This window comes from Pseudomonas sp. PI1 (assembly GCF_000812405.1).
Classification (GTDB): Bacteria; Pseudomonadota; Gammaproteobacteria; order Pseudomonadales; family Pseudomonadaceae; genus Pseudomonas; species Pseudomonas citronellolis.
Map to the genome: position 1 here is coordinate 88,928 of NZ_JWMC01000003.1, position 10,817 is coordinate 99,744.

Annotated in this window: 11 protein-coding genes; 10 read left to right on the forward strand and 1 reads right to left on the reverse strand. The window is 54.2% G+C overall.

Annotated elements, in window-relative coordinates; genetic code table 11:
* Window position 1 precedes the first annotated feature (1 nt).
* The 3 genes from RN02_RS01015 to RN02_RS01025 are packed head-to-tail and all read left to right on the forward strand — an operon-like array spanning window position 2 to window position 2,531.
* Window positions 2-691: a hypothetical protein gene (locus RN02_RS01015; RefSeq protein WP_010792573.1), complete on the forward strand. Its 690-nt coding sequence runs from the start codon at window positions 2-4 to the stop codon at window positions 689-691.
* Window positions 655-2,052, forward strand: coding sequence for a helicase HerA domain-containing protein (locus tag RN02_RS01020; protein WP_010792572.1), 1,398 nt, complete (start codon window positions 655-657; stop codon window positions 2,050-2,052). The genes RN02_RS01015 and RN02_RS01020 overlap by 37 nt, the downstream gene beginning before the upstream one ends.
* Window positions 2,053-2,057: 5 nt before the next feature.
* A complete protein-coding gene (locus RN02_RS01025; RefSeq protein WP_010792571.1) occupies window positions 2,058-2,531 on the forward strand; it encodes a hypothetical protein in 474 nt (157 codons plus the stop codon).
* A 42-nt stretch (window positions 2,532-2,573) separates the two neighbouring features.
* Here the strand turns inward: RN02_RS01025 and RN02_RS01030 are convergent, their stop codons facing one another.
* Window positions 2,574-4,067 (reverse strand): HD domain-containing protein, encoded by a 1,494-nt coding sequence (locus tag RN02_RS01030; RefSeq protein WP_019439020.1) that lies wholly within the window; start codon window positions 4,065-4,067, stop codon window positions 2,574-2,576.
* A gap of 127 nt (window positions 4,068-4,194) precedes the next feature.
* Between RN02_RS01030 and RN02_RS01035 the strand changes: the two genes are divergently transcribed.
* The 7 genes from RN02_RS01035 to RN02_RS01065 form a co-directional block, all read left to right on the forward strand.
* Entirely contained in the window at window positions 4,195-5,082 is an 888-nt protein-coding gene (locus RN02_RS01035; RefSeq protein ID WP_021018427.1) for a hypothetical protein, read from the forward strand.
* Window positions 5,083-5,095: 13 nt separating this feature from the next.
* Window positions 5,096-6,751, forward strand: coding sequence for a type II secretion system protein GspD (locus tag RN02_RS01040; RefSeq protein WP_010792568.1), 1,656 nt, complete (start codon window positions 5,096-5,098; stop codon window positions 6,749-6,751).
* Complete coding sequence (locus RN02_RS33675; RefSeq protein WP_010792567.1) at window positions 6,751-7,686, forward strand: hypothetical protein; 936 nt, start codon at window positions 6,751-6,753, stop codon at window positions 7,684-7,686. Before RN02_RS01040 ends, RN02_RS33675 begins: the two co-directional genes overlap by 1 nt.
* Entirely contained in the window at window positions 7,683-8,159 is a 477-nt protein-coding gene (locus RN02_RS01050; protein ID WP_010792566.1) for a hypothetical protein, read from the forward strand. The genes RN02_RS33675 and RN02_RS01050 overlap by 4 nt, the downstream gene beginning before the upstream one ends.
* Window positions 8,160-8,161: 2 nt before the next feature.
* Window positions 8,162-8,821 (forward strand): hypothetical protein, encoded by a 660-nt coding sequence (locus tag RN02_RS01055; RefSeq protein ID WP_019439018.1) that lies wholly within the window; start codon window positions 8,162-8,164, stop codon window positions 8,819-8,821.
* Window positions 8,822-8,823: 2 nt separating this feature from the next.
* Window positions 8,824-10,581, forward strand: coding sequence for a GspE/PulE family protein (locus RN02_RS01060; protein WP_043312604.1), 1,758 nt, complete (start codon window positions 8,824-8,826; stop codon window positions 10,579-10,581).
* A 45-nt stretch (window positions 10,582-10,626) separates the two neighbouring features.
* The coding region (locus tag RN02_RS01065) for a type IV pilin protein (RefSeq protein WP_010792563.1) at window positions 10,627-10,817 on the forward strand (191 nt) is incomplete at its 3' end.

The following is a 10,817-nucleotide window of genomic DNA, read 5'->3' on the forward strand; positions in this document are numbered from 1 at the left end:
TATGAATGCCCAAATCCCCATTTTCGCCCGCATCAAACAGCACAACGCCGAATACCCACGCGAGCTCTTCGCTGCGAAGGAAATTAACCGGCTGCTGACCAACGTCGACTTCCCAGCTGAAAGGATCTGGCTGGACCTTCGTTTCGACCCCTCAATGACTGACCCAACTTCATCCGCTCTGGATGTGATGATGATCAGTGGGGAGGCGCACGGCATAGCTGTACTCCGGATTCAGCCCCTGTATCTGCAGCAGGACATGCAGACGATGGTGGACGAAGCAATCCCTCACGAGCTCGCACACATCCTGCACGCAATAGACGTCAAGCAGAAGGGCGAAGAGATCGGGAAGTTGCATGACGAAGACTGGCAGGAGTGGCTATTCACTCTGGCACCGAACGCTACGCCTGCCGCAAAGGTAAAGGGTACGTTCGACGATCGTCCCGTAAAGCTCAGTAAAGGAGGGCTTGCCGTCGAGTGCGAGTGTGGTGGAGATGAGGCCATCGCTGTTATCGCCGACACCACTGGCAATTCCGTGAAGCTTCAGGAAGAAGAGCTCGAGTGCTCCTCATGCAAGTTTCCATATCACCGGCTTTCCCAAGACTCTGCCCTGCCTGAGGGCATCGCCTCGGACCTGAAATTCCTCGAGGGAATCAAATGTATCAAGCTGCACCATCCCAACCTACAGCGCTGAGTCAGGCCATTGCCGGACTCACTCACTATGATCCCATCAGGATCGGGAGCGACAGCCGCGGCCAAACCGTGGACTGGGTGCTGGCAAAGTCCAGCAACTTTAACGTCCTCTTCGAAGGGGCAAGCGGCGCAGGCAAATCCCATACGATTCAAAATCTACTTGCGCGTGTCTACAGCCGTGGCATGACATTCCACGTCCTGGACATCAAAGGCGACTTCTCCTACGAGAGTTTCGAAAAGGCTGGTCTCAGCCACCTGGTTCGGCCGGAAGACTTCAACGACATCACGTTCAACTACTTCGAGGGCGGCAGCTCCCTCAACCCACTCCAAGTCCCGAGGACGAAAGAGGGGGGTGGGGTACTGATGACAGTCGAAGGTATGAAGCAGTTGGTGAAGGTTTTTGCACCGAATACCGGCAAGCGGCAATTGGACTACCTCGAAGAGATTCTGAACGAGGTTTACCGCAAAGCCGGAATTTCCCAGGACGACATTGAGTCCTGGATCAGACCTTCCCCGACCTTAGATCAGGTCCTTGATGAGATCGATCTCGTGTTCAACTCCATCTCGGCCAGCATGGATTCGGGGTCGGTATCCGACATCATGAAAGCCTATGGCCAGGCCAAGTCGAAGGCAGAGAAGGCCATCGTCAAAATGAAGGCGGATGGCAAAGATCCATTAGAGATCGAGGACAAGGTCAACGAGATCCTTGATGACTTGGAAGGAGTCCTGCATGGCTACGCCAAAAAGCATCTGGATTTCCAGGCGCTGCAGAACAAGTCCACTGGCAACGGAACGTTCTGGGAGTTCTGGTCCAAGGATTCCCTTTTTGGCTTGCGCAGCATCATCCAGGGCATGGTGAAATCCCGTCTATTCACTGGTAACCCTTCAAAATCACAGGCGGGCAAAATCAACCGATACGTCCTGACCGATATCTCGTCTGAACACCAGCAGATCATCATGCGTATTGTGGCAAGTCGTGTCTTTGCAATGGGAGTGATGGATACTCGAAGGTCTGGTCTCTTCAATCCCGAGTACCCAAGCCACATCCTGATCGCGGACGAAGGGAAGCACGTCAAACAAATTTCGTCCTCGCCTCTGAGTCCAGTGAACCGAATTGCGACCGAGGGACGCGGTTACGGTGTGGGTGTTTGGGCTGGGGTTCAGCAGCCAGACCAGGTCACTCCGGACCTCCTGAAAAACGTCTCAACCTACTTCCTTCTCAAGACCCCCGAGACGACTTACGGTGAAGTAAGTCGGATGTTCGGGGTCAAGCCTTCGCTTCTGAAGCAACTGCAGAACCGGCAGAACGTACTCTTCAGCGCAGGGGACGCCTTCACTCTAGTAACCCACTTTAAGGAGTAGTAGGGATGAAGAAATATGCTCTGCTTCTTTGCCTAACCCTGACTGGGTGCACTGGTGGCAAAACCATACTCCCGGTCACCGCGGCGGACATTCAGGACCGCAGCCTTATACTCGGGGCTCAGCAGGCTGTTCAACGAGGGCAGTACCAAGAGGCAGAGCAGCTCCTCTCCAAGTACGTCTATAGAACGGACAAGGGCGATCTGAAAATCCAGTTCTGGGGGCTCAACGGAGAGAGCAGGAAAATCGCAATCGACACTGTGATTTCTCTCCTCTGGGAAACCGGGAGGGACCAGACGCTGGCTCAGTTCGCAAAAGAATACCTTTCGGGAGACGAGTACAAGGTCACTATGTGCCGACTCTCGGAACGGCAGGCGCATTATCCGGAGGCGTATGCCTGCTGGAACAACCTCGGCCATGAAGACAGAGCGGAGAGGACTATTCGCACTGAGGCTGCCCTTCGCATTCTCGGGACCGAATGAGCAGCATCAAGTGATTTGAGTTTCGCATGCTAAATCGGGCGGTCAATCACCGCCCGATTCCTCTTCTGCGCCACCATCTCGAGTGGGGCGACGAACTTGAATTTTGTAGTTCGCCATACCCCAACGGTCGACAACCCCGGGTAGGAGCTCTTGCAGGGTTTCCTTGTCTAGCAATACGCAAGCATTGAAGTTGATCACCCCAATCTTCACATCAAACAGGCCCGATGGGCTGTCATGATGATTGTAGCTATGGAGCAAAAGCCCCATACCCTCGAGGGTCTCCAGCATCACCGGAATAGCAGGGTGGGTGAAGGTACGGGTATCAACTCCCATCTGAAGCTGACGGCTCAACTCCAGCGGCAAATGTGAGCCGATCGACTCAAGGATTCGTGACATCGGAATGATGACGAACTCCATGGCGTCCTTCGTCCAACCCTCTGCTTCTCCAGTCGCCCGGAACTTGTTGATGTTGGCTTCGCCGACAAATTTCAGGATGGCCTCCCTGATCAGTTCCTCAGTCTGGGAGCTTTCCTTGGCTGCGCGAATACCATCTTGCTTCTCTGCACGGATCACGAAACCGTCAGCGTGTCTCAGCGCTTGGACCAACTTCTCAACGCGCGGGCCAGAAGAAACCGGAAGCATTGCAGGATGGTGGTAGTAGCGCAGCGCAAGGGTGAGTACGTTCTGATCCTCCGGCTGGAGCTTCGCGAACTCCGGCATCTGACGCACGATGTAAGCGCTGTAAGTGTTGTGGTGTGTTGCGTCCTTGTTCTTAACCCACTGGCCAGGCGCCTTCTCGGCATATGCCAATAACTTATCCAAGTCATGAGACAGCCCAGCGAGATAAGCGAGAGGTTCCTGCACATTCTGGCGCTTCAGATAGGACAAGACCTCCTTGGCGATGGCGAGGGAATGCTCGCGTAACGTGGCATCGGCATGGTGAGCGCCGACACTGGCTGGGACTGTGGGATGAGCAGCTAGTAACTCATGCACGGCCAGTTCGAGGTGTTCAATGGGCGTCGACGGCTCCCGGCTCAGAGCTACCTGTTTTCGGTTGCATCGGAAGAAGCGTTGGTTGTAGGGGTTGAGGTCTGTTACCCCTCCAATTTCCTCTCCGGTTCGAGGGTCCTTGTTGTTCCTGAGCAGGATCATCATGGTCGATCCTGGAATAGAGCATTCGTACTCGAAGGGATCGTCGCTCACCGCAGTGGCTTCAGTCGAAGTGTTCCGCGGTCGGAAATACCTGGAAGCTGCAACCCTGGCAATGGTGTAGACCATAGCGGCCGCGAAAATGCAGTGCAGCACTTCTACCAGGACTGCAACCAGCGTCCCTACGTAACCACCAGATGCGATGAGCTGAACCACTGCATGAGGCTTGAACATGTAGAAGTGGGGCGACAGGGCTTCAGCCTGGAAGTCCAATGCCTTATGCGTGGATTCTAAGTAGGCCGCATAGCCCAGGATGACAACTGCAATCATGACGATCAGGGCAACAACCCCAGATGAGGCTTTGACCTTTGGTGTAGAAGCGGACATGACTATCTCAACGTGGTGAACACAAGATCACGATGCAGGTTTTAAAAAAGATTTTCCAACCAAACCCCGGATTTGGAGCACTGCCTTCCCACTATTGAGGTAACAGAAGCCTCTATGGGACTCCGCAGTGAAAAAATCGATCCTCATCCTGGGCGTCAGCCTCCTGAGCCAGGGCGCCTACGCTTCCGCCTTTGATGATTCTCACCTCGCGCGGAGCGAAACTCTCTCACCGTTCGATCGCACTTATGAAGCCGGCAGGGCGCAGCAGGTGATGCAGCCCATCGACTACAAGCGGTCTACGCAAACGCCTTCAGCACCTGCGGCAATGATCGACCTGTCGATCGATAACCCCGTTGCCTCGGTAGAAGAAACAGAGACCGAACGGCAATACAGGAAAACTCTCGAAGACCTGGAACGAAACCGCCAGGCCCTGACTGCCGCACGTAGCGAAGCAGAACGCAATCTCATCGCTGCGCAGAAGACGGCGATCGAGGCTGCTGCAAAGCGTAAGCAGGATCTGCTGGCGCAAGAGGCCGAGATTCGTAAAGCCCTGGAACTGAACCGAGCGGCGCAGTCGAAGGCTGATCAGGTACAGGTCGCACAGCTCACGGACATCGAACAGATCCGCACAGAAAGCAAACAGCTTCTCATGCTGGCCGAGAACAACGCGGAGATGATCGAAACGGCTGCTCGCAAACGAGTGACCCTGGAGCGGGTAGACCCGACCGTGGTGATCAACGAACCGGTTGAGGCCGAATACCAAGGGGCAACTCTGAAGGAGATTGTGGAAGGGATCATGCCGGTCGGATGGCGTGTGAAAACAGCCTTCTACAACAAGCCTGAGCTTGAGACCCGCCGCTACGAGTTCATTTCCACTGACGCCCGTGACATCGCCCTGCGCAAGCTCACGGCTTCCGTCCGGGACGCCCGTGTTCGCTACCAGTATTTCTGGGACCTGACTGACGAACAGGGAAATCCGTCTCCCATGATCCTGATCACCGACCGCCCGAACTAAGGCAGCCACACCCATGAAGATGAAATCCATTGCCCTGGCTCTGCTGGTTGCCACCGGCCTGTTGGGATGTACCAGCAGCTTCGACATTTCCGAAGAAGCGAAAAATGCCCCCCTGCGACCCGAAGCGAAAGATGCTCTTCAGGCTGCCCGGGGTAACACTTTCGTACGCGAGATCAGGACTGAAGATATTGCGAAAGCCCGGCCGATTTTCCTAACGGCACAGAGCAAGCCGCTTCGAAGCGTGCTGCAAGACACGCTGCCTGGGTACGCGATCATTCCGAAGGGCAAAGTCAACCTTAACGATCCAATCGATGTAGCTGCTGCTGGGATGACCCTTGCAGATTTCATCGAATACATCGAAGGGACCCGAGACCTGAACATCGAGATCGTAGGAAAGCGTGTAATCGTTAGCGACTTCGAAACCCGCGAGTGGAACCTTGCCACTTTTGCGTCGACTCGGAACGTCAACAACGTCATCGCATCCACTCAGACTCGGGGTGCTAAAGCAGGCGACGACGATTCCAACAACCAACAAGACTCCAACGTCTCGACTGGCACAACCATCGGTCTGCAACTCTCTGAAGATGAGTGGCTGAAAGTGATGGAAGGCGCTCGGACGATTATCGGTGCCGAGAAAGAGTCTGATAAAGGTAGCCGTGGTCGCACGCAGGGTTCTGCAGGTGCATCGAGTGCGGCTGTCGGTGGAAACAGCAACGGCAGCAGCAACAATAATGGCATGACGAGCGGTTTGAACTTCGATGCGCCCTCGCCAGCAGATTTCGGTCTCCTGACCTCGAGCGAAGAAATTGAGCCCTACATCGAGGGGATTCGCTCCGTTGGCATTATCACCGCCGGCGGCAAGCCCTCGAAAATGAAAATCCTCGACCGCTTCCTCAAGCGAGCGATCGGCGAAGCCACCAAAATTGTGAACGTGCAAGTTGAGGCCTACGACGTCATCCTCAACAACGACAAGCAGAAAGGGATCGACTGGGATCTGCTTGTTAAGAGCACAGTAAACGGTAACCCGCTGGGACTTCATTTCTTCAACACGAAGACTGAAACCACCGACCCTTTCTGGAATGTCCAAGGAACCTACGAATCTGAGCATGTCAAAGCCGATGTTCTGATCCGATTCCTGGAAACCTTCGGTCGAGTTGAGCTCACCGACCAGCCCAACATTACGGTCCGGAATGGTGTCCCGGCCCAAATCTATGCGGGCGAAGAACTCACCTACATTGTTGACGTCGAGCAATCCCAAGATGAGTCGGGCAACGTAACCGTTACCCCGAAATTGGGCCGTTTGAAAGTCGGCGTGACCCTTAGCGTGACTGTGCGGGTGCTCGATAACGACCAGCTCCTGGTTGATATCTGGCCGGTGATATCGAACCTGAGTGGCAACGACACGATCGCCATCGGTGATTTCCAGTTCGAAACTCCTCGTGTGAATCTCAAGGAGTTCAGCACACAACTGATCACAAGTTCTGGTCGCGCAGTACACCTTGGCGGTCTCATCACCAAAAAGATGAACCAGGCTCTCCGCCATTTGCCTTGGCAGAATCTGGTCACCAAAGCAGTGCTGAACCCTCTTACCCAGGACATCAACAATCAACTCGACAGACGTGAGCTGGTCCTGGTTGTCACCCCCACATTGGTGGAGGGTGCTCTCTAATGAATCAGTTGCTTCTTGGCGTACCAATCCAGATTGGTGGCGAAGAGGTCATCATCTGCCGTGACTCCATCGGCTCGCAGGCGCTCAGCAGCTCCCGCGAGTCGGAGGTGTATACCATCATTGAGGGGCCACGCGAAGACGGCCGGCCAGCGATCTACATCGACGAAGATGAACTAAAGTCGATGCGAGAGTCGTACCCGGGCATTAACGTGTATGGACTCTGGCAGCTCCTGTTCGCCAACAACCTCGTTCCTCTGGGGAACGAGGTTATTATTTTCCCCATGGGTCCTGACCGCGGGCTTTATCTGCGGTTGGACTCTAGTACGGATGTCCATAAGCCTTCGAGCATCCTGAGCTCTTCTGAGTTTGTAGATAATTTCATCCCTGAGTGGATGGACTACGACCTCTCAAATGCTTCTCGCATTAGTCTTGATAATCTTGATCTGGTGTTACCCACCAGTCCGGCATATACCCGACAAGAACTATTCGAAAAGCAAAGGCACGATCAAACCAAACGCTGGTATATGGTCGCAAGCATCTGCGGCCTGATGCTGATCGCCACACTTGTATATAACTACGGCATGTACACGCTGTATAACGCTGATATGGCGGTCTATAAAACCAAGCAAATTCAAAGAGACGAGTTAGACACCAAGATTGGCGAGCTACTGCGTGAACGACTGGATAAGTGGCCGGACAACTCTGCTGAGCTCGGCAAGATCAGTGAGCTGGTTGCTTACGATAACAACCTTGAAACTTCACCTGATGGTGAAACTCATGTCGGGTTCACGACGCTGCACCAATTTGTAACGAGCAAATACTTGCCATTCGATCCGGCTGAGAAAGTCCGAGGCATAGTTTCGGAATTCACTCCCCACCTGAATTACGTCATTCGAATTGACCCTTCGGAAATTGGCGGGAGCGACAACCAATGATTATCAAGCGCTCAAAACTGTCTATTTCAACCTTTGGCTTTTCGAATCTGATGTTGATTGTCATTGCAGCCGTGGCAGTTGGCGCCGTTCGATTCAGCATGACCATGGGGGAGAGCCGCACTCTCCCAAGAGACTTCGATCAGATCGATGCAGTAATTGAAACTTCAAGACAAGACGTTCAGCGGTATACGGAGCTAGAAAAGCTTCCGAAACTCGTGACCTCTTGGAAAAAGGCTACTGCATCATTTGAACTCGATGGGCTCAAGTTCGAAACCTTCGACGCGAACAATTCTTCGGAGATGGGGAATACTTATTCAGGCCCGCTAAAAGGCTGGCCGGGCCAAGTAATAGGCGATCCGCAGGTAGTGATATCAAGTGTGCGGTCGCTTCAAAAGGAAATTCCCCTATATCTCTACGATTACTCCATTGCGAACGGAGTGATGAAACTTAACTTTGTAGTCGTGGGTACCTGATTATGAAAAATCTTGTCATCGGCACTCTTATGGCAGCTCAATTTGTGCTCCCTATCTATGCTCTTGCAGATGCGGACGATGCAGACACTCATCGTGACCGCAGTCGGAAGATTGGAGACATGGAGTACAAGCGCGATCAGCTGAAACTTCAGGCTGAAATGGCTGACTCCTACAAGAAAATGTCGGATGCCGGCTTCATTGTGGACGAAAGTGGCTCTCCACTGGGTGTAACAGATATCGCAACTCTGGGTAAAGAGGTGCGCAAGGCAGGCACTAAACCCGATAAAGCTGACCTCCCGTTCGGTCAAAACCCAGTCATCCCCAATGCCGCACCGTTCATGCTCGACCAGCCTACGTTAGGGATGAGCGGACCAAATGGACAGGCTGCTCCAGGCGGTCCAGTCCAGCCTGGCTCCTCTCAGAAAAACGTCCCCGACGACGATGAAGACAAGGCCAAACACTTTCTGGCGCTCCTCGAGGTTCGGGCTGACTCGATCGTAGTAATGACCAGCCAAGGGCGCCGAATCGTACGCAATGGCGAAAAGGTCAACGACTACACACTGCAGCGATTTGGGCTCGACAAGGCAGTTTTCAAAGGTCCTGACGGCACTCGGGAACTGGTAATCGATTGGACCAAATCCAAACGCTATGCGGACGACTGACCATGAGCAATAACATCCAGGGGATTCAACGAAAGATCCTGCGGAATCTGGTTGAGGCGGGGAAAATCACGCAACAGCAAGCAGATACGCAGCCAGTATCCGAAGTCATCGAGCAGGTTGTTCCCGACATCCTCCGCGTCTGCAAGGACGACGAAGCAGTTGCCCATGCGATCGGCAAGGCGCTCGGCCGTGAAGTGTTCTTCGAGCTGGAGGAAGGGCTCTCGATTACTCAGGGCCCTGAAGGGGAGCCATGGTTCATTTACGGTAACACCATCTTCATGGCCAATCCGTTCCACAAACGGATGCACGAGCGTGCCACAGGGTTCGCCAGGACCAACAACATCCACCAGCCGAAGGTTGGTGTGGTGAGCCTGACCCGCTTGGAAGCGATCAAGGCGATCGAAACTGAAGATGACGATAGCGCGGTCCATGACAGCGAGCAGCTAAAGGCCCGCGCGACACAGCGAGTTGAAGACCTGGTGCGCGAGGCGGCAAAACTCAATGCCTCGGATATCCACCTTCAGCCTACACAAGGTGATCAGGTTCAAGTCCGGTTGCGAATCGACGGCGAACTTCTGACTCGCAAGCTCTACACGTCCAAAATTCACGAGGCCATTTGCCGAGTGATCATCGAGAACAACTGCGGCCTTACCCTGGAACTGAACGCAGCCCAGGATGGGAAGTTTGATTTCGCGGTCTCGACCCATAAGAAAATCAACCTGCGGGTTAGCACGCTTCCTGTCACCAAGGGCTCGGAGAGTACCCCCAAGGTCGTGGTTCGTCTATTGGGCAACGACACGAGTTTGGCCAACCTGGACAGACTGGGCATGTCAGCCGAAAACAAGGCGCTGCTCCGTCGGTTGGGTGAGGCCCCCAATGGCTTGATCATCGTTACAGGCCCTACTGGCTCAGGTAAGACCACAACTCTCAATGCGATGCTTCTGGACATCTATGGCCAGGACCCGAACCGGAACTACCACACCATCGAAGAGCCGGTGGAGATCCAGCATGAGGGCATGTCGCATACCGAATGCGGTAAGCACTTGTCGTTTGCTACCGCTCTCCGAGCGTTGCTACGACAAGACCCCGACGTGATCTTACTTGGCGAGATCCGCGACAACGAAACCGCCGAGTACGCTTTCAAAGCCGGCCAAACTGGTCACCTGGTCTTGACCACCTTGCACACAAACAATGCCCACGAGTCGATGGATCGCCTCGGCAGGATGGATATTCCGACAGACATTATCGCAACCAACACGCAAGCCATCATGGCCCAGCGTTTGGTCCGCAGCCTCTGCAAAAGCTGCAAAGTCGAATACCTCTTCCGGTCTGATGAGAAGCGATTCGCCTTGTATGGCTCGAACCCGGTGTTTGGCAGCAACGGCGATCTCAAGCTCTATCGAGCAAACCCCAAAGGCTGTCAGGTGTGTAACAACGGATCGCACCAATCTGGCGGATTGAAAGGGCGGCGCGGTGTCATCGAGGTACTCGAGCTTACGCCGGAAATTCAGGAGGCCATTTTGAATGGAATCTCCCCCAGTTTGCTGAGACGCTCCCAAATCGCAGAAGGGACCTTCAAGGACCTCTGGGACGATGGTTTGCGCCTAGTGTTCGAAGGTGTGATCGGGTTCGAGCAGCTCGAAAAAGAGCTACGGCCCTACCTCTCGGATCGAGTTGGCGCACCGAAGAATCGACATGAGAAAGCGGGTATTCGCCCCATCCGCGAAGCGAGCACTTCATCGTTGGTGCCACAGCTGTAACCGCCAGGTCCATCCCAGGAAAAACACAGAGAAAGGAATAGATCAATGATCGAACGTAATACCAAGCGTGTGCGCCAGAAGGGCTTCACCCTGATCGAGCTGGCCATCGTGCTGGGGGTCATCGCGATCCTGACTGCTTTCTTCCTGCCGGGCATGCTCAAGGCGCGTGAAGACTCCAAGCTGAGCACTGCGATCACTCAGTTGCAGAAAGACTTCCCCGGTGCAATCGCCCGGCA

Bases quoted from the DNA above. Each gene is read 5' to 3' on its own strand.
- RN02_RS01015 (WP_010792573.1), top strand. From the start codon at position 2: ATGAATGCCCAAATCCCCATTTTCGCCCGCATCAAACAGCACAACGCC.
- RN02_RS01020 (WP_010792572.1), top strand. From the start codon at position 655: ATGTATCAAGCTGCACCATCCCAACCTACAGCGCTGAGTCAGGCCATT.
- RN02_RS01025 (WP_010792571.1), top strand. From the start codon at position 2,058: ATGAAGAAATATGCTCTGCTTCTTTGCCTAACCCTGACTGGGTGCACT.
- RN02_RS01030 (WP_019439020.1), bottom strand. From the start codon at position 4,067: ATGTCCGCTTCTACACCAAAGGTCAAAGCCTCATCTGGGGTTGTTGCC.
- RN02_RS01040 (WP_010792568.1), top strand. From the start codon at position 5,096: ATGAAGATGAAATCCATTGCCCTGGCTCTGCTGGTTGCCACCGGCCTG.
- RN02_RS33675 (WP_010792567.1), top strand. From the start codon at position 6,751: ATGAATCAGTTGCTTCTTGGCGTACCAATCCAGATTGGTGGCGAAGAG.
- RN02_RS01050 (WP_010792566.1), top strand. From the start codon at position 7,683: ATGATTATCAAGCGCTCAAAACTGTCTATTTCAACCTTTGGCTTTTCG.
- RN02_RS01055 (WP_019439018.1), top strand. From the start codon at position 8,162: ATGAAAAATCTTGTCATCGGCACTCTTATGGCAGCTCAATTTGTGCTC.
- RN02_RS01060 (WP_043312604.1), top strand. From the start codon at position 8,824: ATGAGCAATAACATCCAGGGGATTCAACGAAAGATCCTGCGGAATCTG.